Source organism: Nonomuraea indica (assembly GCF_002850745.1).
Lineage (GTDB): Bacteria > Actinomycetota > Actinomycetes > Streptosporangiales > Streptosporangiaceae > Nonomuraea > Nonomuraea indica.
In genome coordinates this window covers 99,146-121,039 of record NZ_KZ559480.1, presented here as the reverse complement: position 1 = coordinate 121,039, position 21,894 = coordinate 99,146, and the positions used below count along the sequence as shown (strand labels likewise).

Below are 21,894 nucleotides of genomic sequence, written 5' to 3'. Positions count from 1 at the left end.
GCCATGCACATCGGCATCGACGTCGGAGGGACCAACACCGATGCGGTCCTCATGGACCACACACACGTCCTGGAAGCCGTCAAGAACCCGACCACGCACGACGTGACCTCGGGCATCATCGGGGCGCTGGACGACCTCGCCGCCGGTCGGCCGTTCGACCCGCAGGACATCGACGCCGTCGCGATCGGCACCACCCACTTCACCAACGCCGTCGTCCAAGCCCGCGGGCTGGCCTCCACCGCCGTCATCCGCCTGGGACTGCCGGCCGCGGCCGGCGTCCCGCCGCTGACGGCCTGGCCGCGACGGCTCCGCCTGGCCCTCGGCGACCACGTCTACCTCTGCAGCGGCGGCCACGAGTTCGACGGCAGGGAGATCTCGCCGCTGAACGAGGACGAACTCAGGCGCGTGGCCGGCGACCTGGCCGCCAAGGGCGTCAGCTCCGCCGCCATCACCTCGATCTTCTCCCCGGTCAACGCCGAGATGGAGCTCCGCGCGGCGGAGATCCTTCGCGCCGAACTGCCCGGACTGCGCGTGTCGCTCTCCCACGAGATAGGCCGGGTGGGGCTGCTCGAACGTGAGAACGCCACCGTCATCAACGCCTCCCTGCTCCCCGTGGCCGAGCAGATCACCAACGCCTTCCTCAAGGCGCTGGACAAGGCCGGCATCGACGCGCCGCTCTACCTGTCGCAGAACGACGGGACGCTCATGGACGTCGACTACGTGCGCCGCTATCCCGTCGCGACGTTCGCCGCGGGCCCCACCAACTCCATGCGCGGCGCCGCGGTGCTGTCCGGATTGTCCGACTGCATCGTGGTCGACGTCGGCGGCACGACCACCGACGTGGGCGCCGTGGTCGGCGGCTTCCCACGGCCCGCCACGACCGAAGTCGACATCGGCGGGGTGCGCACCAACTTCCGCATGCCGGACGTGGTGTCCGTCGGTATCGGCGGGGGCAGCCGCGTCACCCTCGGCGACACGCCCGTCATCGGCCCGGAGAGCGTCGGGTTCCGCATCCACCAGGAGGCCATGGTGTTCGGCGGCTCCACCCTGACCGCCACCGACATCGCCGTCGCGGGCGGGCGGGTGCGGCTGGGAGACCCCTCTCGGGTGGCTCACCTGAACCGGACGGAGGTCAGGCGGTGCCAGCAGGTGGTCGCCGAGCGGGTCGCCGCGCTCGCCGACTCGATGCGTACCTCCGCCGAGCCTGTCCCCATGGTGCTCGTCGGCGGCGGCAGCGTGCTGCTGCCCGACGAGATGCCGGGATTCGACGCCGTGGTCCGCCCGGAGCACTTCGCCGTCGCCAACGCCATCGGCGCGGCCATCGCCCAGGTCGGCGGCGAGGTGGACAAGGTGTACTCCGGCCAGGACCTCGACCGCGAGGACATCCTGGCCGAGGCGAGCGCCGAAGCGCGCCAGAAGGCCCTGCTGGCAGGCGCCACGCCCGACAGCGTCCGCATCGTCGAGATCGACGAGCTCCCCATGGCCTACCTGCCGGGCAACGCGGTCCGCGTGCGCGTCAAGGCCGTCGGTGACCTGATTTTCGGAGGATCCCGGTGAACATGATCGAGAGCAGGGACGTGCGGGACATCGCCCGCGGAGCGGCCATCCTCGGCGCCGGCGGAGGCGGGGACCCGCACGTCGGCAGGCTGCTGGCCGAGAACATGATCGACCGCTACGGCCCCGTGACCACGGTGGCGCTGGAGGACGTGCCCGACGATGCATTCGTCGTCCCGGTCGCCATCATGGGGGCGCCCACGGTCATCGTCGAGAAGCCCCCTTCCGGCGATGAGCTCGCCCGCGCCCTGTACGCGGTCGAGGCGGTGGCGGGGCGCAAGGTCACCCACGTCGCGTGCCTGGAGGCGGGCGGCCTCAACTCCATGACCCCCATCATCGCCGCGGCGACGTCGGGACTGCCGCTCATCGACGGCGACGGCATGGGCCGCGCCTTCCCCGAGCTGCAGATGGTGCTCGCCACCCTCGACGGCATCGCCGCCACTCCCATGGCGATGGTGGACGAGAAGGGCAACACGGTCGCCCTGGAGACCATCGACAACCCGTGGGCCGAGCGCCTGGCCCGCTCCGCCACCGTCGACATGGGGTGTTCGGCTTCCATTGCGCTGTATCCCATGACGGGCCCCCAGGCACGACGCGCGCTCGTCCCGGACACCCTCAGCCAGGCGCTCTGGATCGGCGCCACCATCACGAGGTGCCGCGACGAGCACCGCGACGTCGCCCGGACACTGGCCGCCGAGCTGGGCGGCAGTGTGCTGTTCACCGGCAAGGTCGCCGACGTGGTCCGGCAGACGAGCGGCGGATTCGCCCGCGGCTCCGCCCGCCTCGACGGCATCGGCGCCGACAGCGGATCCCGGATGGTCCTGTCCTTCCAGAACGAGCACCTCGTGGCCGACAGGGACGGCGAGGTCGTGGCCTCCGTGCCCGATCTCATCTGCGTCCTGGACGCCGACACCGGCGAGCCGGTCACCACCGAGGCCATGCGCTACGGCTTCCGCGTCGTCGTGCTCGCCCTGCCCTGCCACCCGCGCTGGCGCACCGCCGAGGGCCTGGCCCTCGTCGGCCCCGCCTACTTCGGCTACGACCACCCCTACGTCCCCGTCGTCCCGTCCGAAAGGTGACTGTCATCATGTCCGACTACCTTGTCCACGTCCGCCACGCCGACGGGCTCTCACTGAACATCACCAATGGCCGCACCGACCTGACAACCGCCTGGAACCCCGAGGACGGCTCCTGGCTGGCCACGGAGCTCTTCCTGGCCGGGCTCGGCGCCTGCATGCTGGCCACGTTGATGAGCTACGCGCAGACCAACCAGATCGACGTCAGCGGCGCCGGCGTGCGGGTGACGGCGGAAAGCGCCGCCCGTCCGATGCGCATGAGCCGCATCGACATCACCTATGAGCTGCCAGGACACCTGACCGAGGCGCAGGTCCAGTCGCTGGTCCGGGCCGGCGACCGGTGCAAGGTGCACAACACCATGGAACATCACCCCGAACTCGTCGTACGAGCCGAGACCGGTGCCGCTCCGACCGGCGGGCAGCCGTGACCACGACCGTCGACGTCCTGCAGGACACCCGACGCCACAGCCCCGCCGCCCGCCGGTGGACGAACTGGGCCGTGGCCACGCTCGAAGCCGAGAGCGGCCGCACCGCCGACACCCACCTGCACCGGGTCCCGCTGCCGCCGGGCTGGGACGTCCTGCTGTACCTGAAGGACGAGTCCAGCCACCCGACCGGCAGCCTCAAGCACAGGCTGGCCCGTTCCCTGTTCCTGTACGCCGTCTGCAACGGCTGGCTCAACGAGGGCACCCCGGTCATCGAATCCTCCAGCGGCTCGACCGCGATCAGCGAGGCCTACTTCGCCCGGCTGCTCGGCCTGCCCTTCATCGCGGTCATCCCACGCAACACCAGCGCCGAGAAGATCGCCCTCATCCAACGGCACGGCGGCACCTGCCACCTGGTCGACGACCCCACCATGGCGGACGGCGAGTCACGCCGCCTGGCCGAGCGGCTGGGCGGCCACTACATGGACCAGTTCACCTACGCGGAACGCGCCACCGACTGGCGAGGCAACAACAACATCGCCGAGTCGACGTTCGGCCAACTACGCCACGAGCCGTACCCGGAACCCCGCTGGATCGTCGTCGGGGCCGGCACCGGCGGCACGAGCGCCACCATCGGCCGGTACCTCCGCCACCGCCGCCACTCCACCCTGCTCTGCGTCGTCGACCCGGAGAACAGCGCCTACTTCCCCTCGTGGGACATGCAGGACCCCGGGTACCGGACCGGACGGGGGTCGCGCATCGAGGGGATCGGTCGGCCCGGCGTCGAGCCGAGTTTCGTGCCCGGCGTGATCGACCGGATGATCCAGGTGCCGGACGCCGCCTCGATCGCCGCGGCCGAGGTGTTCCACCGGCTCACCGGCTTCTTCGCCGGCCCGTCCACCGGTACGAACCTCTACGGCGCGCTGCGCACCGTCTGCGAGATGCGGGCGGCTGGAGAGACCGGCAGCGTGGTCACCCTCTGGTGTGACAAGGGCGAACGGTACACCAGCTCCTGTTTCGACCCGGCCTGGCAGCACGCCCAGGGCCTCGACGTCGCGGCGTACGCCCCGGTCGTCGAAACAGCCATGACCGAGGGCGTCTGGCCGGACGGCCCACCGGCTATCCGGTCCCGCCATGACGTCGAGGCCGAATAGCGGGCGGCGCTCGGCCGCGTCGGCCGGTCCCGCGTCCTGGCGGGCACCCGGGTCATCCGGCGTCCCGGGGGAGTGGGCGGGCGCGGCTCACACGGGGGCGGCCATGGCGTCCAGCAGGGCTCGTACGGCCCCGCGGACGGCGGGAACACGGTCGGCGTCGCGGTGGTGCGACACGTACAGGACACGCGGCCGGAGCCCGGCGGTCGGGCGGACGGCGACGCCCGGGTCGAGGGCCGCGTCGAGGGCCAGCCGGGGAAGCAGCCCCACGGCCAGGCCGCGGGCGATCAGGGCCTGGGTGAGCACGTAGTCGTCGGAGCCGTGCCGGATGTCCGGTACGAACCCGGCGCCCGCGCACACGGCGAGCAGGTTGGCCGTGCACCGCTCGCACCCGCCCACCCACTTCTCGCCGGCCAGCTCACCCAGCGGGAGCGGCACGTCCGCCGGCTCCGCGCACGGGTGCGAGCGGGGCAGGACGAGCATCAGCGGATCCTCACCGACCACCATCCGCACCAGGTCCGAGGCTCCGACCGTCTCCGGCTCCGGGGTGAGGGCCGCGCCGGACCCGGAAGCCGCGTCCGGGCGCGGGGCGGGGTGGGAGAAGGTGACCGCGAGGTCCACCTCGCCCGCCGCCAGCAGGGCGAGCGCCTGCGGAGGCTCGGCCTCGCGGAGCCGGACGTCGAGGCCGGGATGGCGGTCGGCGAGCAGGCCCATCGCGGCGGGGACGACGGTGGCGCCCGCCGAGGGGAAGGCGGCCAGCCGCACCGTCCCGGCGCTGAGCCGTACCAGCGCGTCGAGCTCGTCCGCGGCCAGGCGCAGCCGGGTGGCGATGGCCTCGGCATGACGCAGCAGCGTCTGCCCCGCCTCGGTGAGCTGGACGCCGCGCGGGCGGCGCAGCACGAGAGGAGTGCCCGCCTGGCGTTCGAGGTGGCGCAGGTGCTGGCTGACCGCGGGCTGGGTCCATCCGAGCGACCGGGCCGCGCTCGCCAGGGAGCCGGCCCGCGCGATCTCCCGGAAGATCAGCAGCCGTTGTGCGTCCAGACCGGAGCTCATGCCATAAGTATCGCTTGGGTCAGCGCCAAGACCTTCAGGGCTACCTATGAGCAGGCGCGCACGGCAGGCTGGCTCCATGACGCGAACCATCGGCCTGATCGGCGGCATGAGCTGGGAATCCTCCGCCGCGTACTACCGGATGCTGAACGAGGAGGCCCGCCGCAGACTGGGCGGCCACCACGGCGCCCGGAGCGTGCTGCTCACCGTCGACTTCGCCGAGATCGAGGCGATACAGCGGGCGGGCGACTGGGAGGGCGGGGGACGGCTGCTCGCCGAGGCGGCCACGACGGTGGAGCGGGCGGGCGCGGACCTGGTACTGCTGTGCACGAACACGATGCACCAGGTCGCGGACGCCGTGGAGGCGGCGCTGACGGTGCCGTTCGTGCACATCGTCGACGCGACCGCCCGGCGGATCACCGCCGCCGGGCTCACCAGGATCGGGCTGCTGGGCACCCGCTTCACGATGGAGATGGACTTCTACCGCGAGCGGATGCGCCGGTACGACGTGGAGGTGCTGGTGCCGCAGGAGCCGGACCGCACGCTGGTCCACGACGTGATCTACCAGGAGCTCACCCGCGACCGGATCGAGAGCTCCTCCCGCGACGCCTACCGGCGGATCATGGCCGGCCTGGCAGACCGCGGGGCGGAGGGGATCGTGCTCGGCTGCACCGAGATCACGCTGCTGGTGGGCCCCGCGGACAGCCCGGTGCCGGTGTTCGACTCCACCCGTATCCACGTCGAGGCCGCGCTGGACCTCGCGCTCACCTGAGACGGCGGGCGGGAGCGTCGCGGGGATCGCTCCGGCGGGCGGCCGGGGGACAGGGCCCGGTCGCCCGCCGGAGACGGTCGGCACCATGCCGAGCGGGTCCGCGCCCGCTCGGTTCGCCTGTCGGGTGATTGTCCGTCGCAATCGACTGCTGTATCGTCCGAGACCTGCTTAGTTGGAAAATCAAACCGATGGAGGAATCATGCGGGACGCGGTGATCGTGGAGGCGGTTCGCACCCCGATGGGCAGGGGCAAGCCGAGCGGGGCACTGCACGGCGAGCATCCCGCCGATCTCCTCGCCCGCACGCTCCAGGCGCTGATCGAGCGGGCGGGCATCGACCCGGCGCTGGTGGACGACGTCATCGGCGGCGTCGTGACGCAGGCCGGCGAGCAGGCGGTCAACCTCACCCGCACGGCCGTGCTGGCCGCCGGATTCCCCGAGAGCGTGCCCGGCATGACCGTGGACCGGCAGTGCGGCTCGTCCCAGCAGGCCCTGCACATCGCCGCGCAGGGCGTGCGAAGCGGAGCGTACGACATCGTGGTCGCCTGCGGTGTCGAGTCGATGTCGCGCGTCCCGATGGGCTCGGCCGTGCTTCCCGGGAGCGACCCCTTCGGCTCGATGCTGGCCCGACGCTACCCGGACGGCCTCGTCCCGCAGGGGTTCAGCGCCGAACTGATCGCCGCCCGCTGGGACCTGTCCCGAGAGGAACTGGACGCCTACGCGTACGAGTCGCACCGCCGCGCCGCCGAGGCGTGGAAGAACGGCGAGTTCGATCGGGAGGTCGCCTGGGCCGGCGCCCGCGACGAGACCGTGCGCCCGGACACCTCACCGGAGATCCTCGCCGGCCTCAGGCCCGCCTACTACGACCCGGCGGTCGCCGGCCGGTTCCCGGAGATCGGCTGGAAGGTCACCGCGGGCAACGCCTCCCCCGTCAACGACGGCGCCGCCGCGGTGCTGGTCATGGGCGCCGACACGGCCGAGCGACTCGGGCTGCGGCCCCGCGCCCGGTTCCACTCCTTCGCCGTCGTGGGCGACGATCCTCTGCTCATGCTCACTGCGATCATCCCCGCCACCCGCAAGGTCCTGGCCCGTGGCGGCCTCACGCTCTCCGACATCGACCTGTTCGAGGTGAACGAGGCGTTCGCCTCCGTCGTCCTGGCCTGGGCCCGGGAGACCGGCGCCGATCTGTCCCGGGTGAACGTGCGCGGCGGCGCGATCGCCCTCGGTCATCCGCTCGGTGCCAGTGGTGCCCGCATCATGACCACCCTGCTGCATGCCCTGGAGGATCGCGACGGCCGCTACGGCCTGCAGACCATGTGCGAGGCCGGCGGCATGGCCAACGCGACCGTCGTCGAGAGGCTCTGATCACGGCCCGGTCGTCCGGCGACGAGGCGAAAGCGCTCGAGAGCCATCTATGAATCTACAATGTAAAGGGCCGCTCCAGGCCGCTCCCGGCAGGGCGAAGGCCCACCCCTTTCGGGCGAGGGCGTCAGAAGGTCAGGGCGCCCCGGCCGGTGGGGGTGTGGGCGCCCACCCGTGCCTCGCCGCCGCAGTGGCTGCAGATCAGCAGGGGGTCGAGGGTCTGACCGCAGGAATGCCGCCAGCGGACGGGAGGATCGTCGGGATGCAGGTGACGATCGCCCCACCTCATCAGGACGATCAGAACGTCGCACAGCTCCACGCCGGCGGGCGTGAGGTGGTACTCATGCCGGACAGGCTGATCGCTGTAGCGTTCACGGCGAACGATCCTCGCGGCCTCCAGCTTGCGGAGCCTGGCGGTCAGGATGTCGCGGGGAGCGCCGGTGTTGCGGACGATCTGGTCGAAGCGCCGGACGCCGTAGCTGAGCTCACGAATGGCGAGGAGGCTCCACCGTTCGCCGACGAGGTCCAGGGTGTCGGCGATGGAGCACTCGCGCGGTTGTGCGTCCTTCGGCATGCTGCGCAGCATAGTCTCTCCACCCCTCGTGACCCACCGGCGACGGCCGGTCCTGGGTCGTATCGCCCGGTGTACTCCGCCAGTTCGGCGCCACCCGGCTCGTACGGTGTGATGGCGGGCAGCCTCGGCGGTCCGGCCACGATCACGCGTTGGTGGACACGAGGAGTGCGGCGGCGAGGCTGAGCAGCAGGCCGAGGGCGAAGTAGGGGTGGTAGCCGCCGAAGACGGCGTGCAGGACGGCGGCGACCGCCAGCCCCGCGGCCGCCGACAGCTGGTGGATCACCCAGGCCGGGGCCAAGGTGCGGCCCATCCTCGAGCGGTCCAGGCCGTGGGAGAGCACGGCCATGGTCAGCGGGATCACGGGGAAGGACGCGATGCCGAACAGCACCGCGACCGTGACCAGCGCGGCGGGCCGGTCCGCGACGGCGGCCAGCGCCAGCGACAGCGCCCGCACCAGGTGCAGGGTACGCAGCAGCGTCTCGGGCCGGTGCCGGCGCAGGAGCCGGGCCGTCGCCGCCGAGGTGATCCCGGCGGCGACCGCGGCGACCGCGACCAGCCTGCCCGCGTCGGCGACGGTCCAGCCCAGCTCGGCGGCGTGCTTGGGGAGCAGCAGGACCATCACGTACAGGGTGGCCGCGTGCAGACCGAAGGAGACGAGCATGCGCATGCGTCCTCGCAGGCTCTCCCGGCCGGCGACCGAGGCCCAGAAGCGGTCCCTGGGCAGGACGAGCGCCAGCACGGCGGTGGCGGCGAGCGCGGCGCCGCCGAGCAGGGCGTAGGTGGCGCGGACGCCCACGGGTTCGAACAGGCTGGTCGCGGCCCACGGCACCAGCAGTTGTCCCAGGTTGATGCCGACAGCGGCGCGGGCCAGAGCGGGACCGGCGCTCTGGCCGTAGACGCGTCCGAGGAGGGTGGTGACCGCGAGGCTCGACGAGGAGGCGAAACCGAGCCCACCGAGCACCAGATAGGCGGCGACGAAGTGCCAGGTCTGCTGCACCACCGCGAGTGCCAGGTAGCTGGCCGCCATGAGGAGCAGCCCGGTCACGAGCACGACTTTGGCGCCGACGCGGTCCAGCAGGATGCCGATGACCGGCTGTAACACGCCGGTCAGCGCGGTGCTGAGCGCTGCCGCCACGGCGAGAGCGGTGGCGTCCACCCCGTACGCGGCGGCGGCCGGGGCGAAGAAGACGCCGGCGGAGAAGTTCAGCCCGAACGAGACCGTCATCGCCGCCAGTCCCGCCCACGCCACCCGCTCCCCGGCAGCGCTCCTCGGATCCGTCGTCGGCTCGGTGGCGGCTGCGCGGGTGGTCATGGTCACTCCCCGGACGTGGTCGGCCCGCAGGCCTCTCGACTGATTTCTAACGGCTAGCAAACTATCTAACCGTTAGAGATTGTCGTCCATTCCCACGGGTGAGGATTTCTCCTGACCTTCGGACCACCCGCCGTGCGTCCCGGCGGAAGGACGCAGCCGCTTCGTCAGCCGGTGGCCTCGTCCGTTGGCTCCGCCTCCGCCGCGGCCTCGCCGCCGGCCCGCGCCCCGGTCGTCCGGCCGCGGCCCGACTCCGGATCGGCGAGCACGTCGCGGACGTCGTCGGCGCTGGTCTCCCGCAGGTCCTCGCCGAGGAGCAGCCAGCGGGTGACGCCGACCGACTCCAGGAAGGCAAGGTCGTGGCTGGCGACCAGCAGCGCCCCCTCGTAGGCGGCGAGCGCGCCGGTGAGCTGCCGCACGCTCGCCATGTCGAGGTTGTTCGTCGGCTCGTCCAGCATCAGCAGCTGCGGCGGCGGGGAGGCGAGCATCGTCGCCGCGAGGGCCGCGCGGAACCGTTCGCCGCCCGACAGGGTGCCCACCGGCTGTTCGGCGCGCGCCCCCTTGAACAGGAACCGGGCGAGCTGGGAGCGGATGTGGTTCTCGGTGACCTCGGGAGCCATGCGGGCCACGTTCGCCGCGACGCTCAGCCCGTCGTCCAGCACGTCGAGCCGCTGCGGCAGGAACCGCAGCGGCACGTGCACCCTGGCCGCACCGGACAGCGGCGCCAGCTCGCCGGTGAGAGTGCGCAGCAGCGTGGTCTTGCCAGCGCCGTTGCGCCCGACCAGCGCGATCCGTTCGGGCCCGTGCACGCGCAGGTCGGCGTCGCGCAGCCGCCCGAAGGGCAGGCTCAGCCCCTCCAGGCTGAACACCGTGCGACCGGCCGGCACGGCGGTGTGGGGAAGGCTCACCCGGATCTCCGCGTCGTCGCGGATCGCGTCGGCCGCCTCCTCACGCCGCTCGTGCGCGTCCCGCAGACGGTCCTCCTGCAGGCCGCGCAGCCGGCCCGCCGACTCCTGCGAGGACCGCTTGCGCTCACCGGCGACGATGCGCGAGGCGCGCCGCTGGTCGTCCATCTTCTTGTTGTGCCGTTGCCGGCGGGCCAGCTTGACCTGGGTCTCCTCCAGCTCGCGCCGTTGGCGTCGCACGTCCGCCTCGGCGGCTCGCAAGGTTCGCTCGGCCGCCTCCCGCTGGACGGCGACGGCTTCCTCGTAGGCCGAGAAGCCGCCGCCGTACCAGTCGACCTCGCCGGACCGCAGCTCGGCGATGCGGTCCACCCGCTCCAGCAGGTCGCGGTCGTGGCTGACCACGATCAGCGTGCCGGACCGCCAGGTGTCGACGGCCTCGTAGAGCCTGCGGCGGGCGAACAGGTCGAGGTTGTTGGTCGGCTCGTCGAGCAGCAGCACGTCGGGCCGTTCGAGCAGGAGCGCGGCCAGCCGCAGCAGGACCGTCTCGCCGCCGGACAGCCGCCCGACGGGGCGGTCCAGCTCGACGTGGCCGAGCCCGAGGGAGCCGAGCATGGCGAGGGTCCGCTCCTCGACGTCCCAGTCGTCGCCGATCGTCTCGAAGTGCCGCGCGCCGGCGTCTCCGGCCTCGATGGCGTGCAGCGCGGCACGCCGCTCGGCGACGCCCAGGGCCTGGTCGACGCGGAGTCCCGTGTCGAGGGTGATGTTCTGCGGCAGGTACGCCAGGTGGCCGCCGACGGTCACGGACCCGTGGGCGGGCCGCAGCTCGCCGGCGAGCAGCCGGAGCAGGGTCGACTTGCCCGACCCGTTGGAGCCGACCAATCCGGTACGGCCCCGGCCGACGGTCAGGGACAACCCGTCGAAGACGGTCGTGCCGTCCGGCCACCGGAAGGTCAGGGCCGAGCAGGTCACCGAGGCGCTGGGGGTGATGGGATGAGCCATGATGGTTCTCGCAGTCGCATGTCGAAGGAGCGGGGCTTCGGATGCGAGCACCAGGCGGCGGCGGACCGGGAACGGACGCGGCCCTCCGCAGGGCGCGGAGGGCTCATGCACCGAGGTCGCTTTCCACGCGGGGTCACGGGCGGCGAGAAGCCTGCTCGACGTGACGGAGCACGGGCGGTCGCCGTGCCGCGTGGTGGTCGCGGACCTCAGATGCGCAATGTCCACCTCTATCGGAGACAACAGGACCCTACGACTGTAGCGCAGTCGTTCCCGTGGCGGCCCGGCCGAGGATCGGCGCGCCGCCACGGCGGCCGGGCACGAGCGGCCCGGCCGCGCCCGGCGTCCCGCCCCGCGAGCGAGAGGGGCCCCTGGGTCAGGGGAGGTTGAGCTGCCAGGAGACTCCGAACCGGTCGCTGACCCAGGCGAAGCGGGAGCTGAAGCCGTAGGAGTCGAGCGGCATCATGGTCGCGCCCTTCTCCGACAGCGCCGCGTACAGCCGCTCGATCTCCGCCTCCGACGCGCAGGTCACGTACAGCGAGATCGCCGGGGTGAAGGTGAAGTCGTGCCGCACGTTGCTGTCGATGGCCATGTACGGCTGCCCCGCCAGGGTGAAGACGGCGTGCTGCACCGTCCCCTCGGCGCCCGGCTGGCCGGGGCCGTAGCGGGTGACGGAGACGATCTCGGCGTCGTCGAACAGCGACGTGTAGAACGTCATCGCCTCCTCGGCCTGCCCCTGGAACATGAGAAACGTCATGATCTTCTGTGTCATGTCGACACTCCCGTCTGTGATGCCGGTGTCCAGGAGAGTGTTTCAGTCCACGCTTATATAAGTCAAACCTTATGAGCCAGAAGTCGTCCCGGTCGTCCGGGCGCGGTGCGGACGAGTTTGGCCTTCCTGTCGGTGATCAGTAGCCTGAACGTCCAGAACCCCGTTCCCAGGGATGGACCCGATGGAGCCCGAGCGACCGCTTCCCGCCCTGACCCGCGCCGAGCAGGACTTCCTCGATCACTACCTGCGCATCCTCGAACTCCTGGGCCGGATCAACCCTGCCTCGGCCGAGCACACCTACACCGGCGTCAACGCCGCCCAGGCGCTGGTGACGGAGGCCGCCAGGCTCCGCGACGCGCTCACGCTGATGTACGACCGCGACGAGAGGGAGATCCACTCCGAACCCCTCGTCCGGGCCCTCCGCATCCTCGGCGCCGACGACCGCATCCGCCGCCTCTCACTCCCTTAGACCGGCTCCCCTGGGGGAACCGGTCGATGGCGGCGGGGACGTGGGGGCCGGGGCCGGGCCCGTGCGGTCAGGCGGCGGAGCCCAGGACGAGGGCGGCGACAACCGGCCCGAGGTACAGCAGCGGGTAGGCGACGGTCGCGTAGGAGCGTGCGCGGAGCACGGTGACGACGGCCCCGGCGAAGTACAGGACCAGGCCCACTCCGGCCAGCGTGCCGATCGGCGGCACGAACAGGCCGACCAGCAGGCCCGCTGCGCCCGCGGCCTTGGCGGCACCGAGCCAGGGCCACCATGAGCGCGGGACACCGTACGAGGCGAGCGGCCCGACGACCCACGCCGCGCGGCTGAGGACGGCGTAGGCGGAGAAAGCCACCCACGCGGCGGCGAGAACGGTGACGACGACGTGAACCATCTGGGGTGCTCCTTGCTTCGGTGACGCCGGGCCGGGGCCGCGGCTGCGTGATCGGTGAGTCCGTCACTGCCTTGACCCGGCGCCCCAGGGCGATGTGACCGGCGGCGAGCGTGACGTGCGTCACATGCGAGGAGCCGCGTCGATCTATAGCTACAGTACTGTAGCTACACTAGTGTAGCTATATGATCCCGGTCCCACGCTCTGGAACTGGGTCCCGTAGCGACAGGAGAGAAGCCATGACGGTCGAACCGCCGCAGCCGCCGCCCACCGAGGTGCTCCTCGACTGGAACGCCAGGACAGGCGTGTCGCGCACGACGTTGACCACGCACGTGTGGACCGCCCCGCCGCTGCGTCGTGATTCGCCGATCCACGACAAGGCGTTCGGCGCGCTGCGCGACCTCAACGCCGACCTTGCGCGGTTCCTGCCCTGGTACTCCCATCCCCGCCTGGCGGTGCCCGCCCTGACCCCGCCCACCACCAGTGAGACGTCGTGGGATTTCGCCCTTCTCGATCCCTTCGTGGAAGACTTCATGAACGCGGCGCAGGGCAGGCCGGTCGTGGCCGACTTCGCCACGATCCCCTCGTGGATGTTCGTCACCCCCGAGCCGGTGCCGGTCGCGGAGGACCCTGGCGAGATCCACTGGGAATACGAGCAGGGCACCGAGCTGCGCGATCCCACGCTGAACGAGGTCGTCGACTACTTCTACCGGATCGCGAGCTGGTACATCGCGGGCGGTTTCACCGACGAGCTCGGCCGCCGGCACGAGTCGGGCCACCACTACCGCTTCGCGTACTGGGAAGTGCTGTGCGAGCCCGACATGGGCCACCGCATCCCGCCCGAGTCGTACACGCGGCTGTACGGCGCCGTCGTGGAGCGGCTACGCCCCCTCGATCCCGAGATGAAGTTCATCGGGCTGTCGCTGAGCCCCGTCGCCCGCGAACCGGAGTACTTCTGGCACTTCCTCGACCCGGCGAACCACGCCGACGGCGTGGCGCCGGACGCGATCTCCTATCACTTCTACGCCTTCCCGGAGATCGTGAACCCGGTCTCGGAGCACGGCAACGCCCCCTATGAACACTGGCGAGGACTCTTCTTCGCCCAGGCCGAGGCGTTCCTCGACCAGGTCCGCCACATCGACGCCATCCGCCGCCGGCTCGCACCCGCGACCCGGACCTTCATCAACGAAGTGGGCACCTACCCCCCTGACCTCATGAACCCGGCCCCCACGATCCCGGAGGAGTACTGGTCGCTCAGCGCGGCGCTGCAGTCCTACCTGTGGGCCCGGCTCGTCGAACTCGGCGTGGACCTCGTCGGCATCGCCGAGTTCATGGACTATCCGGGCATGATCCCCGGCGCGACGCTCATCGACTGGGACACCGGCGCGCCCAACGCCCGCTACCGCGCGCTCCAGTTGCTGCTGCGGCACTTCGCCGCCGGCGACTCTCTCGTCACCACGAGCAGCTCGGTGTTCGGCTACCCCGACAACCGGATCCACGCTCAGGGCTTCGTCACGGTGGGCGGCGATCGCAAGCTCCTGCTCGTCAACAAGACGGACGAGCCCGTCGGCGTCGCGATCACCGCCCAGGACGGCCGTCCCGGCCAGGTGGAACAGACGGGTGTCGGCAGCGGCGCGGCCGCACCGGTGCGCACACCGGTGCGGCCGGGGGAGCCGGTCGTCATCGACGCCTTCGCAACCGCCGTCGTCTCGTTCTGACCCCTCGCGCGACCGATGGAGCCGGGGCGTCTCCGGCCCGAACCCGAGCAGAATGAACCGCCTCGCCCGCCGCCGGACCTCCGCCGTCTCCCACGCCCGCCACCGGGTCGCGGTCAGGCCAGGGAGTCGCGGTCAGGTCGGCGGGTCGCGGTCAGGTCGGCGGGTCGCGGTCAGGCCAGCGGGGCCAGGTGTTCGGCCAGGTCGTCCAGGATCTTGCCGGCCGCCGTGACGCCGATGCCGAGCATCCAGATCTCGTCGTCCACGTTGTGGGCGTTGCCCGACGTGACCGCCTTCAGTTTCTTCCACAGCGGCCCGGCGGTCACCTTGGCCTGCGCCTCGGCGGCCGCCTCGCCGTACGCGCTGTAGAAGATCACGTCGGCGTCGGCCTGGGCGATGTTCTCCTGGCTCAGCTTGCCGAAGCGCTTGTCCTGCTGGCCGGAGAGCCGCTGCGGCTCCGGCCGGGCGATGCCGGCGTCGCCCACCACGATGCCGCTGAAGGACTCGGGGCCGTACATGCGGATCTCGGTCGGCATGAAGCGCACGATGCCGACCTGCACCTTCGAGAACCTGCCGCCGACCTCCTTGGCCCGGCTCTCGTACGCGGACAGCAGTTGCGCGGCCTTGTCCTTCTTGCCCAGTGCCTCGGCGTCGAGCAGGAAGTTCTCCTTCCACGTGACGCCGACCCGCTCCGTGAACACCGTGGGGGCGATCTTGCTGAGCTTGTCGTAGAAGGCGGCCTGCCGGAACTTGGAGCCCAGGATGAGGTCGGGCTTGAGCGCCATGATGGCCTCGATGTTCGGCGCCTGCAGGGTGCCGACCGTCTTGGTGGCGGACAGGGCCGAGCCCAGGTACGCGGGCCACTTCTGGCTGTCCTGCGCCTGCGCCGCGCCGACCGGCGCCAGGCCGAGCGAGACCATCGTGTCGAGCTTGTCCGTGTCGAGTACCACGACCCGCTTGGGGGTCATCGGCACCTTCGTCTCACCCATGGCGTGCTTGACGGTCCTCGTCGGACCCGCCTCCTGAGCGGGGCCGGACGAGCCGCAGGCGGTGAGGGCGAGAAGGGGGAGCATGGCGGCGACGGCCAGGCGTAGGCGCATGGGTGTTCCTTGATCGATTAGGTTAGGCAACCCTAAGTATCACACGCCTGGTTCTGCGTCTCCCACAGGGGTTCAGTGAGAGGCCCTGGCGACGATGTCGCCGATCAGGGTCACCACGCCGAAGTCGTTGGTCAGCCGGTTCTTGGTGATGGCGACGGTGACGCCGGTGGCGGTGTCCGCGTAGGCGGCGCTGCCCCCGGCCCCGGCCATGCCGAACACCGTCGGCGTCTGCTCGGCCGAGGAGTCCGGCCGGCCGATGCCGTAGCCGAGCCCCCACGTCGCCGGCATGCCGAACACCTCGTCCACGCCGCCGGACGCCACGGACGTCACCTCGCGCAGGCGTCCGGGCGAGATCAGCCGCGTGCCGTCCACCTCGCCGAGCAGCGCCGCGTACATGCGGGCGATGGCCCGGGCCGAGGTCTTGCCGCCGGCGGGGATGTCGGCGGACAGGTAGTCGGGCCGGCTGCCCAGCTCGGCGGTGGGCATCAGGGTCATCGGTCCCGCCTTGAACATCGGCAGGTCCGCCGGCATGTCCTCGAACGACGGCATGTCCGCCGACATCTCCATGGGGGCGTCCTCCAGCCGCGCCAGGCGGTGGTGCTCGGCGGCGGGCATGCCGAAGTAGAGCTCGTCGGCCACGCCGAGCGGCCCGCTGACCTCCTCGCGCAGCACCTGCGAGATGGGCTTGCCGGTGGCCCGCCGTACGATCTCGCCGACGAGGAACCCGAAGGTGTAGGCGTGGTAGCCCATCTTGGTGCCCGGTTCCCACCACAGCTCGGCGTCCTCCAGGGCGGCGACCATGGTCCCCCAGTCGCAGACGTCCTCGGGCGTCGTGTGCAGCGGGATCCCGGGCACCCCGGCCGTATGCGAGAGCACGTGGCGCACGGTCACGCCGCCCTTGCCGTGCGCGGCGAACTCCGGCCACAGCTCCGCCACGGGGGTGTCATAACCGAACAGGCCGCGCTCGGCGAGCACGTGGGCGACGGTCGCGGTCGCGCCCTTGCCGATGGAGAAGTTGTAGAACGGGGTGTCGGACGTGACCGGCCGCCCGGTCTCGGGGTCGGCCACGCCCGCCACCACGTCCACCACCTGCTCGCCGCCGCGGTAGACGGCCACCTGCAGGCCGCGCTCCTGGCCCGACTCGACCAGCTCGTCGGCGGCCGCCTGCACCTGCTTCTGAAGATCGCTCATGATGGATCTGCCTCTCTCGATCGGAACTGGACGGTACAGTACTGGCGCCGGTACGGAACTGTCTAGTACTGTTTCCGCATCGACGAAAGGAAGCACATGACGGCGGACGTGGAAGAGGGCCGGACGGCACGCAAGCGCAGGCAGATCCTCGACGCGGCCAGGGCGGTCTTTCTGCGCAACGGCTACGTCGGCGCCAGCATGGACGAGGTGGCGGCGCTCGCGGCGGTGTCGAAGCAGACCGTCTACAAGCACTTCACCGACAAGGAGCAGCTTTTCACCGACGTCATCACCGCCACCGCCGGCGAGTTCGACGACCTCACCCGGGCGATCGCCGCCACGCTCGACGCCGCCGACGACCCGGCGAAGGACCTCGGCAGGCTGGCCCGCACCTTCCTCGGCGCCCTGCTGCGGCCCGACGTGCTCCGGCTCCGCCGGTTGATCATCGCGGAGGCCGACCGCTTCCCCGACGTGGGACGCACCTGGTACGAGGAGGGCTTCCAGAGCGTGCTCGACACCCTGGCCTCCTGCTTCGCGCGCCTGGCCGGGCGCGGGCTGCTCCGGCTGGACGACCCCCGGCTGGCCGCGGAGCACTTCATGGGCATGCTGCTGTGGATCCCGGTCAACCGGCTCATGTTCTGCGGCGGCGGCTCCTACGCCGAGGCCGAGCTCGACCGGCTCGCCGAGGCGGCGGTGGCGGCGTTCCTGCGCGCCTACGGCTGACGGGCCGCCACCGGCGCGGCTCAAGCCCGGCTGCGCCCCGTCCTGTGCTCCTCCGCGAGATAGTCGTCCGCGAAGGACAGGGAGCCCGAATGCTCCACTCGGCGGAACGCCGGAAGCTGCTGCGCGACGCCGGCGCTGTCACCGCAGCCTGCGGCATCACGCTGGCCGTCGCGACCGCGCCGGGCGTCGGCCGGCTCGTCGACTTCGACGACCGCGAGCTCTTCAGCGGCCCGGTCGCCTTCTCCGCCCGTCGCTTCACCCTCGACCGGCCGTGACCGCCGACCCGCCATGCCGGTCACCACACCTACGGCCGTAACCGCCGACCCCGCGACGCCGGTCACGACTCGTACGGCCCTGCCCGCCGACCACGCCCACGCTGGTCACAACCCGTACGGCCGTGCCCGCTGACCCCGCGACGCCGGTCACGACCCGTACGGCGGCTGACCCACGCGGCGCAGGCGCAGGACGTTGTCCTCGCGCCGCCCCGGCCGTCCGTCGGGGGAGGCCAGCTCGCGCTCGACGACCTCCGCCACCTCGACCTGCCACCGGCCGGGCTCCAGGCGCAGGCTGTCGAGCACCTCGGAGGTGGTGGGGAAGTGATACGGAAAGGGCGGTTCGTCCACCCAGGACGGCCACCCGGCATGCCCGGCGATCAGCAGGGTTCCGCCCGGCGCCACCGCCGCGGCCGCCCGGCCCAGGATGGCCTCCCGCTCACCCCGCGCGGCGACGGGGGAGTGCAGGAACTGGGCCGACACCAGGTCGAAGGACCCCGCGGGGAACGACTGCGACAGATCATGGCACACCCACTCGACGCGGTCCGCCACGCCTGCCGCGACCGCGTGGGCCGCCGCGCGCCTCAGGGCCGTGGGGGACACGTCGGCCGCGGTGACCCGCCACCCCCGGCGGGCGAGCCAGACGGCGTCGGCGCCCTCCGCGCAGCCGAGATCCAGGGCGGTGCCCCGTGCGAGCGACCCGATCTCGCGCACGAGCAACGGGTTGGGCGTGCCCTTCCATCGCCGCTCCTCGGCCTGGTAGAAGGCCTCCCAGTACTCCTGGGCGGCACCGGCCGGGAAAGTGTCGGTCATGTCCGTTCTCCTCTCGCCCGACGTCGCGGTCGCGCCGGGCGGGCAAGCCGGGGAAGGCGGCACGCGGGCCGCGGCGACGTCGTGTCGATCGCCTCGTTCGCGACAGCACTATGCCCACCCGCGACACCGCGGCAAAGCTTTCTTGCCACTGCGGCAAACTCCGGCGGCGCGCGAGGTCGAGGGAGAGCCGGGCCGGGGGCCGAGGAGGCCGCTTCGTGCCCGGCGCCGGCACGCCGGCGTCCTGGATGTCAGGGGTGGACGATCGGGTCGGCCACGTCGTGGGCCAGCAGGTGGCCGCACATGCCCCACCGGCTCCGCGGCGGGCTCTCCATGAGCGAGGCCCGCCGCAGGTGCGCGCCGTCGCCGCGCTCCAGCGCGTCGAGCAGCTCGCCGGTGTCCCGGGTCTGCCGGGCGACGGTGGCCTCCCAGATGTCGCGCCAGCGGGCGACGTTCGGGCGGACCAGCGCCACGGCGCTGTCGTAGAAGGCCCGCAGCGGCCCGAGGTCCCCCTCGGCGGCGCTGCGGGACAGCCGCAGGAAGCCCTCGACGGCCAGGTCGCGGCGCCGCCGGACGGCCGCCTCCACCACCTCGGGGTCCCCCGCCGGCAGGGTGGCGGCCTCGCGGTAGCGGCCGGGGTCGGCGACGATCTCCGGCGGGAACGTCATGACGGCGTCACCCGCCTCCGGCAGCCCGGCGTTCTGCATGACGACGACCACCTCCAGGTCGCCGTGGTTGACGGCCCGGTGGATCGTGCCGGGGGTGAACCACACGGTCGAGCCCCGGGCCAGCGCGGTCTCGCGCGGGCCGGCCAGGTCGAGGGTCTGCAGAACGCCGCGCCCGCCGACCACCACGTACGCCTCGGTGGAGGCCGTGTGCAGATGCGGCGTGCCGCCCTCCAGTCCGTCGGGGCAGGGGTGACCGGAGTAGACCGACAGCCGGCTGACCGACGTGCCGCCGGGGAACGTCATGCCGAAGCCTCCCGGGCGAGCGCGGCACGGCCCTGCCCGGCCAGCAGCGCCGTGCCGTCCTCGCCCCGGTCGCCGTCGGCCACCACGACCGCGTACCGGAAGCGCAGCGTCTCGCCGTGCGGCAGCTCGACCTCCTCGCTGAAGAACGGCGCCGGGCACAGGCACGCGAAGTCCTCGCTGCGGGCGAACCACTGCGGTGGATGCCGCGGGTTGGCCGCGTCGTCCACCATGACGATCGTGGACCAGCCGCCCGTCTCGTCGTGCCGGCCGCGGAAGCCGAACCACTCCGCGCGCGTGCCGCGCAGCTCGTCACCGCCCGCGCCGGCCGGCGACTGGACGACGCCGCCGGTGAACGACCGCGGTCCGCGCCAGAACAGGCCGCCGTACCCGGCGTTCTCGCGGCCCTTCGTCGTCGGCGAGCCGAAGGCGAGCGTGGCGCCCGAGACGTTCGTCATCGTCGTGCCGAAGAGCAACGCCCAGGTGGCCTCGTCCAGCGTGACGGCCGTCAGCGACCGCCGCTCCTCGATGACCGGCGCGCCCGCCTGGGACGACCAGTCGAGCGTGTGCCCGATCTCCACCCGGTCGCCGGACGCCTCCAGTCTGGTCATCTCGCGGTGCACGGCGCTGCCGTTGTTGTCGAGCTGCACGTAGGCGCTGCCCGGCACGTACGTCGGTCCGCCCCAGAAGTTGTGCTCGCCGACGTGCGGCAGCGACCAGGCGATCCCCTTGTGCCAGACGTGGTCGTGCGGCCTGAACAGCGACACCAGCGCCCCTCCGCGGGTGCGGACCGGGTGCAGGTACGGCTTGGGGGACTCCAGGACCGGAGTGTCCGGCCGGTAGGTGTAGACGAACAGCTCGACGCCTCCGGAGCCGACCGCGAGCGACCGGTTCAGCTCGTGGTTGACCTGGAAGGTCACGTGTTCCTCACCTTCTCCCATGGGGTGCCGGAGCCGTCCATCCGGTGGGCGAACTCGGCCGGCACCTCGCCGGCCCGTACCCGCTCGCCGGTGAAGGCCGAGGCGTAGAGGGCGGCGATGAACTCCATCGTCCGGCGGGCGTCCCCGGCGGTGACCGGGGGCGCCTGGCCGGCGTCGAGGGCGTCGAGCACCGCCGTGAACCAGCCGTCGTGGCCGCTCGGCACGTCGCTGTAGTCCTGCGTCCACAGCCCGGCGACCGCGTCCTGGCCCGGGGCGGGTGTCACCGTCCAGTCGTCGTCGGTGTACCCGTACAGGTGCTCCACCTCGATCGTGGCTCGCTCGTAGTCGAAGCGCAGCTGCGAGGTCTGCCGGGGCGACACCACCGAGTTGACGACCATCGCGACCGCGCCGCTCTCGAACGTCACCAGCGCCATCGACACGTCCTCGGTGTCGACGGACCGGGCTCGGCGGGCCGCGACCGCGGTGACGTCGCTCCACGGGCCGAGCACGGAGAGCAGCAGGTCGAACTGGTGGATGCCGTGGCCCATCGTCGGGCCGCCGCCCTCGCTCTCCCACGTGCCGCGCCACGGCACGGCGTAGTACGCCTCGTCGCGGTACCACTGCGTCGCGCACGTCGCCAGCAGCGGGCGGCCCAGCCGGCCGGCCGCCGCCAGGCGGCGCAGCCGCAGCGCGCCCGCGCCGAAGCGGTGCTGCAGGACCGTCGCGACATGCGCCGTCGAGCGGCGCTCCGCCTCGATCAGGGCGTCGAACTCGGCCAGCGTCAGCGTGGGCGGCTTCTCCACCAGCGCCGTCACGCCCGCCTCCAGGCAGGCCGTCGCCAGTGGGGCGTGCAGCTGCGGCGGGGTGCACAGGTGGACCAGGTCCACCTCGCCCTCCCGCAGCAGGCCGGCCAGCTCGGTGTGCACCCGCGGCACCTGCCACGTCTCGGCGAACGCCGCGGCCCGGCCGGAGTCCACGTCGACCGCGGCGACGAGCCGGGCCCGTCCGCCGGAGGCGGCCACGGCCTGGGCGTGGGCGGTGGCGATCGCACCGGTGCCGACGATCGCGGCCCGGTAGCTCGGTGGGGACATCTCCATCCTTCACTGCTCGTCAGGCGCCGCCTGAAGGGTGCCGCCGCTGCCCCGGCGCACGCGCGTCACGTGCTCCTGTCAGGGGGAACGGAGCGGGAAAGCGCATTCCGCAGTCTGCCCGGAGGCGGATGTGACCGTCAAGGCCGCCGCGGGCTCCGCGCCCGCGCAAGGCTGGGGCGTGCCGAGGGTGACGGCGCCGTTCATCCGCCGGGGTGATGGTGAGTGGGGGACGACTCGCGGCGAGACATGGGCGCGGAGTCTTGCTCGGAACGCGCCCACGGGATAGAG

At 72.1% G+C, this 21,894-nt stretch carries 22 protein-coding genes; 10 read left to right on the top strand and 12 right to left on the bottom strand.

From position 1 onward, the window contains the following. The first annotated feature begins 3 nt into the window (after positions 1-3). From CXR44_RS30635 to CXR44_RS30620, 4 genes are read left to right on the top strand one after another with little or no spacing between them, the layout of a single operon-like run. Positions 4-1,557 carry a hydantoinase/oxoprolinase N-terminal domain-containing protein gene (locus CXR44_RS30635; RefSeq protein WP_101789625.1) on the top strand — a complete coding sequence of 518 codons (1,554 nt, stop codon included), beginning with the start codon at positions 4-6 and terminating at the stop codon, positions 1,555-1,557. A gap of 2 nt (positions 1,558-1,559) precedes the next feature. Beyond that, positions 1,560-2,633 (top strand): S-methyl thiohydantoin desulfurase family protein, encoded by a 1,074-nt coding sequence (locus CXR44_RS30630; RefSeq protein ID WP_101789624.1) that lies wholly within the window; start codon positions 1,560-1,562, stop codon positions 2,631-2,633. An 8-nt stretch (positions 2,634-2,641) separates the two neighbouring features. After that, positions 2,642-3,058 (top strand): OsmC family protein, encoded by a 417-nt coding sequence (locus CXR44_RS30625; RefSeq protein ID WP_101789623.1) that lies wholly within the window; start codon positions 2,642-2,644, stop codon positions 3,056-3,058. After that, positions 3,055-4,209, top strand: coding sequence for a PLP-dependent cysteine synthase family protein (locus CXR44_RS30620; protein ID WP_180903777.1), 1,155 nt, complete (start codon positions 3,055-3,057; stop codon positions 4,207-4,209). Before CXR44_RS30625 ends, CXR44_RS30620 begins: the two co-directional genes overlap by 4 nt. Positions 4,210-4,296: 87 nt before the next feature. Here CXR44_RS30620 and CXR44_RS39115 read toward each other — a convergent pair whose 3' ends face one another. Beyond that, positions 4,297-5,259, bottom strand: coding sequence for a LysR family transcriptional regulator (locus tag CXR44_RS39115; protein ID WP_180903776.1), 963 nt, complete (start codon positions 5,257-5,259; stop codon positions 4,297-4,299). 76 nt (positions 5,260-5,335) lie between these two features. On the opposite strand from CXR44_RS39115, the gene CXR44_RS30605 reads away from it, so the two are divergent. Together CXR44_RS30605 and CXR44_RS30600 are read left to right on the top strand one after the other, a co-directional pair. Further along, on the top strand, positions 5,336-6,028 hold the full coding sequence (locus tag CXR44_RS30605; protein WP_101789620.1) for an aspartate/glutamate racemase family protein: 693 nt from the start codon (positions 5,336-5,338) through the stop codon (positions 6,026-6,028). A 199-nt stretch (positions 6,029-6,227) separates the two neighbouring features. Beyond that, positions 6,228-7,391 (top strand): thiolase family protein, encoded by a 1,164-nt coding sequence (locus CXR44_RS30600; protein WP_101789619.1) that lies wholly within the window; start codon positions 6,228-6,230, stop codon positions 7,389-7,391. A gap of 124 nt (positions 7,392-7,515) precedes the next feature. On the opposite strand, the gene CXR44_RS30595 is transcribed toward CXR44_RS30600, so the two are convergent. From CXR44_RS30595 to CXR44_RS30580, 4 genes are all read right to left on the bottom strand, one after another. Beyond that, a complete protein-coding gene (locus CXR44_RS30595) occupies positions 7,516-7,962 on the bottom strand; it encodes a winged helix-turn-helix transcriptional regulator (RefSeq protein WP_101789692.1) in 447 nt (148 codons plus the stop codon). 142 nt (positions 7,963-8,104) lie between these two features. Further along, positions 8,105-9,274, bottom strand: coding sequence for an MFS transporter (locus CXR44_RS30590; protein WP_101789618.1), 1,170 nt, complete (start codon positions 9,272-9,274; stop codon positions 8,105-8,107). A 164-nt stretch (positions 9,275-9,438) separates the two neighbouring features. After that, positions 9,439-11,175, bottom strand: coding sequence for an ABC-F family ATP-binding cassette domain-containing protein (locus tag CXR44_RS30585; RefSeq protein ID WP_101789617.1), 1,737 nt, complete (start codon positions 11,173-11,175; stop codon positions 9,439-9,441). 373 nt (positions 11,176-11,548) lie between these two features. Next, positions 11,549-11,944: a VOC family protein gene (locus CXR44_RS30580; protein ID WP_101789616.1), complete on the bottom strand. Its 396-nt coding sequence runs from the start codon at positions 11,942-11,944 to the stop codon at positions 11,549-11,551. 181 nt (positions 11,945-12,125) lie between these two features. On the opposite strand from CXR44_RS30580, the gene CXR44_RS30575 reads away from it, so the two are divergent. Then, a complete protein-coding gene (locus CXR44_RS30575; protein WP_101789615.1) occupies positions 12,126-12,413 on the top strand; it encodes a hypothetical protein in 288 nt (95 codons plus the stop codon). A 67-nt stretch (positions 12,414-12,480) separates the two neighbouring features. Here CXR44_RS30575 and CXR44_RS30570 read toward each other — a convergent pair whose 3' ends face one another. Beyond that, on the bottom strand, positions 12,481-12,822 hold the full coding sequence (locus CXR44_RS30570) for a DoxX family protein (protein ID WP_101789614.1): 342 nt from the start codon (positions 12,820-12,822) through the stop codon (positions 12,481-12,483). Positions 12,823-13,058: 236 nt separating this feature from the next. Between CXR44_RS30570 and CXR44_RS30565 the strand changes: the two genes are divergently transcribed. Further along, positions 13,059-14,537, top strand: coding sequence for a hypothetical protein (locus tag CXR44_RS30565; protein WP_101789613.1), 1,479 nt, complete (start codon positions 13,059-13,061; stop codon positions 14,535-14,537). A gap of 170 nt (positions 14,538-14,707) precedes the next feature. Here CXR44_RS30565 and CXR44_RS30560 read toward each other — a convergent pair whose 3' ends face one another. Both CXR44_RS30560 and CXR44_RS30555 read right to left on the bottom strand, forming a co-directional pair. Further along, complete coding sequence (locus tag CXR44_RS30560) at positions 14,708-15,634, bottom strand: ABC transporter substrate-binding protein (protein WP_101789612.1); 927 nt, start codon at positions 15,632-15,634, stop codon at positions 14,708-14,710. A 72-nt stretch (positions 15,635-15,706) separates the two neighbouring features. Beyond that, positions 15,707-16,825, bottom strand: coding sequence for a serine hydrolase domain-containing protein (locus CXR44_RS30555; protein WP_101789611.1), 1,119 nt, complete (start codon positions 16,823-16,825; stop codon positions 15,707-15,709). Positions 16,826-16,921: 96 nt separating this feature from the next. On the opposite strand from CXR44_RS30555, the gene CXR44_RS30550 reads away from it, so the two are divergent. Both CXR44_RS30550 and CXR44_RS30545 read left to right on the top strand, forming a co-directional pair. Beyond that, positions 16,922-17,545, top strand: a complete 624-nt coding sequence (locus CXR44_RS30550) for a TetR/AcrR family transcriptional regulator (RefSeq protein ID WP_101789610.1) — start codon at positions 16,922-16,924, stop codon at positions 17,543-17,545. 89 nt (positions 17,546-17,634) lie between these two features. Then, the gene (locus CXR44_RS30545) at positions 17,635-17,820 is read left to right on the top strand and encodes a hypothetical protein (protein ID WP_101789609.1); all 186 of its coding nucleotides are present in this window, start codon (positions 17,635-17,637) and stop codon (positions 17,818-17,820) included. Between the two features lie 147 nt (positions 17,821-17,967). On the opposite strand, the gene CXR44_RS30540 is transcribed toward CXR44_RS30545, so the two are convergent. The 4 genes from CXR44_RS30540 to CXR44_RS30525 form a co-directional block, all read right to left on the bottom strand. Continuing rightward, positions 17,968-18,630 carry a class I SAM-dependent methyltransferase gene (locus tag CXR44_RS30540; RefSeq protein ID WP_101789608.1) on the bottom strand — a complete coding sequence of 221 codons (663 nt, stop codon included), beginning with the start codon at positions 18,628-18,630 and terminating at the stop codon, positions 17,968-17,970. Positions 18,631-18,878: 248 nt separating this feature from the next. Next, positions 18,879-19,598: a cupin domain-containing protein gene (locus CXR44_RS30535; protein ID WP_101789607.1), complete on the bottom strand. Its 720-nt coding sequence runs from the start codon at positions 19,596-19,598 to the stop codon at positions 18,879-18,881. Further along, positions 19,595-20,515 carry a DUF6807 domain-containing protein gene (locus CXR44_RS30530; protein WP_245899582.1) on the bottom strand — a complete coding sequence of 307 codons (921 nt, stop codon included), beginning with the start codon at positions 20,513-20,515 and terminating at the stop codon, positions 19,595-19,597. Before CXR44_RS30530 ends, CXR44_RS30535 begins: the two co-directional genes overlap by 4 nt. Then, positions 20,512-21,606, bottom strand: coding sequence for a Gfo/Idh/MocA family protein (locus tag CXR44_RS30525; RefSeq protein ID WP_101789691.1), 1,095 nt, complete (start codon positions 21,604-21,606; stop codon positions 20,512-20,514). Before CXR44_RS30525 ends, CXR44_RS30530 begins: the two co-directional genes overlap by 4 nt. Positions 21,607-21,894: the final 288 nt, after the last annotated feature.

Coding starts and splice junctions, on each gene's coding strand:
- CXR44_RS30540 (WP_101789608.1), bottom strand. CDS start 18,630: ATGACCGACACTTTCCCGGCCGGTGCCGCCCAGGAGTACTGGGAGGCC.
- CXR44_RS30565 (WP_101789613.1), top strand. CDS start 13,059: ATGACGGTCGAACCGCCGCAGCCGCCGCCCACCGAGGTGCTCCTCGAC.
- CXR44_RS30585 (WP_101789617.1), bottom strand. CDS start 11,175: ATGGCTCATCCCATCACCCCCAGCGCCTCGGTGACCTGCTCGGCCCTG.
- CXR44_RS30600 (WP_101789619.1), top strand. CDS start 6,228: ATGCGGGACGCGGTGATCGTGGAGGCGGTTCGCACCCCGATGGGCAGG.
- CXR44_RS30555 (WP_101789611.1), bottom strand. CDS start 16,825: ATGAGCGATCTTCAGAAGCAGGTGCAGGCGGCCGCCGACGAGCTGGTC.
- CXR44_RS30595 (WP_101789692.1), bottom strand. CDS start 7,962: ATGCCGAAGGACGCACAACCGCGCGAGTGCTCCATCGCCGACACCCTG.
- CXR44_RS30630 (WP_101789624.1), top strand. CDS start 1,560: ATGATCGAGAGCAGGGACGTGCGGGACATCGCCCGCGGAGCGGCCATC.
- CXR44_RS30525 (WP_101789691.1), bottom strand. CDS start 21,606: ATGTCCCCACCGAGCTACCGGGCCGCGATCGTCGGCACCGGTGCGATC.
- CXR44_RS30625 (WP_101789623.1), top strand. CDS start 2,642: ATGTCCGACTACCTTGTCCACGTCCGCCACGCCGACGGGCTCTCACTG.
- CXR44_RS39115 (WP_180903776.1), bottom strand. CDS start 5,259: ATGAGCTCCGGTCTGGACGCACAACGGCTGCTGATCTTCCGGGAGATC.
- CXR44_RS30545 (WP_101789609.1), top strand. CDS start 17,635: ATGCTCCACTCGGCGGAACGCCGGAAGCTGCTGCGCGACGCCGGCGCT.
- CXR44_RS30605 (WP_101789620.1), top strand. CDS start 5,336: ATGACGCGAACCATCGGCCTGATCGGCGGCATGAGCTGGGAATCCTCC.
- CXR44_RS30575 (WP_101789615.1), top strand. CDS start 12,126: ATGGAGCCCGAGCGACCGCTTCCCGCCCTGACCCGCGCCGAGCAGGAC.
- CXR44_RS30550 (WP_101789610.1), top strand. CDS start 16,922: ATGACGGCGGACGTGGAAGAGGGCCGGACGGCACGCAAGCGCAGGCAG.
- CXR44_RS30535 (WP_101789607.1), bottom strand. CDS start 19,598: ATGACGTTCCCCGGCGGCACGTCGGTCAGCCGGCTGTCGGTCTACTCC.
- CXR44_RS30580 (WP_101789616.1), bottom strand. CDS start 11,944: ATGACACAGAAGATCATGACGTTTCTCATGTTCCAGGGGCAGGCCGAG.
- CXR44_RS30560 (WP_101789612.1), bottom strand. CDS start 15,634: ATGCGCCTACGCCTGGCCGTCGCCGCCATGCTCCCCCTTCTCGCCCTC.
- CXR44_RS30570 (WP_101789614.1), bottom strand. CDS start 12,822: ATGGTTCACGTCGTCGTCACCGTTCTCGCCGCCGCGTGGGTGGCTTTC.
- CXR44_RS30635 (WP_101789625.1), top strand. CDS start 4: ATGCACATCGGCATCGACGTCGGAGGGACCAACACCGATGCGGTCCTC.
- CXR44_RS30590 (WP_101789618.1), bottom strand. CDS start 9,274: ATGACCACCCGCGCAGCCGCCACCGAGCCGACGACGGATCCGAGGAGC.